This window comes from Rhodobacter sp. P2_H5 (assembly GCF_056403335.1).
The window spans coordinates 1-1,114 of record NZ_JBFUFS010000067.1 but is presented as its reverse complement, the minus strand read 5'-3'; the positions used below and the strand labels follow the sequence as shown (position 1 = coordinate 1,114).

Sequence of the window (1,114 nt, the reverse complement as noted above, 5' to 3'; positions counted from 1 at the left end):
GCATGGAGCCATCATGGGCAGCCAATCGGACCACGCCGTTGCGTTGCTACAAGACCTGATCGAACGGGGCGAACTTCAGCCCGGCACCATGGTGTCAGAACGTGGCCTCATGGAAATGACAGGACTGGGCAGAACGCCGGTGCGGGAGGCGCTTCAAAGGCTCGCGCTGACCCACATGCTGCGCATACATCCCAGTAAGGGCATCGAGATACCGGACGTGTCCGTCGAAAACCAACTTGGCGGGCTGGAAGTGCGGCGCGCGATGGAAGGTTTGGCCGTCATGCTGGCCTGCCAGCGTGCGACATCTAAAGATTTCAGCGACATCGCGCATATGAAGGCAGAATTGACGGGCGATTTTGGCCTGAGCGCGTATATCGAAACTGTGCGACAAACCCATTCACTCATTATTCGGGCCACCCGCAATCCCTATCTGGAAGCAGCGCTCGTCCCGCTGCAAAGTTTGTCACGCCGGTTCTGGATCATGCATCTGCGGGACGAAAAGCAAGAAATCGCTGCGGGAAAGGCTCTGCACGAGGCGATCCTTTCAGCGATCGTTCGGCGCGACACTGAAGCAGCCCATGCAGCGTCGCTTGCGCTGAATGACTATCTGGTTCATTTCGCCCTCGCGACCCTGCCAGAAAGAGTACTGCGTGCAAATTGACCTTCGGCCGTTCCCGCGGTCGAAATCCAATTGCATTGGCTTGAAAATCGCCAGCTGGCCTGCCCGCCGGAAACACCTGGACTTGGTTTTGGAGTCTGCCTCAGCCCTGATCTGATCCCCGCAAACTGGACCGTTTGAAGCTAGAGTTTTCGGCTACGCTTTTCCGGCTGGGAGAGGAGCGGAATCGGATGAAGGCGAGCAATTTCTCGGACGCGCAGAAGGCGTTCATCATCAAGCAGGGCGAAGACGGAACGTCAGTTGCGGAGATCTGCCGCAAGGCGGGGATCAGTCAGGCGACCTACTTCAATTGGAAGAAAAAGTATGCCGGTCTGCTGCCGACTGAGATGAAACGGCTGAAGCAGCTGGAGGACGAGAACGCACGGCTGAAGAAGATCGTGGCTGACCTGACGCTGGATCGCGAGATGCTTCAGGATGTGAGCCGGCGAAAGCTCT

2 protein-coding genes are annotated in these 1,114 nt (G+C 57.5%); both read left to right on the top strand.

Annotation, left to right across the window (positions count from 1 at the left end; genetic code table 11):
* Window positions 1-661 (top strand): GntR family transcriptional regulator (locus AC1DVR_RS23470; RefSeq protein ID WP_478003039.1); only part of this gene is annotated, 661 nt, incomplete at its 5' end.
* Between the two features lie 188 nt (window positions 662-849).
* The coding region (locus tag AC1DVR_RS23465; protein ID WP_478003038.1) for a transposase at window positions 850-1,114 on the top strand (265 nt) is incomplete at its 3' end.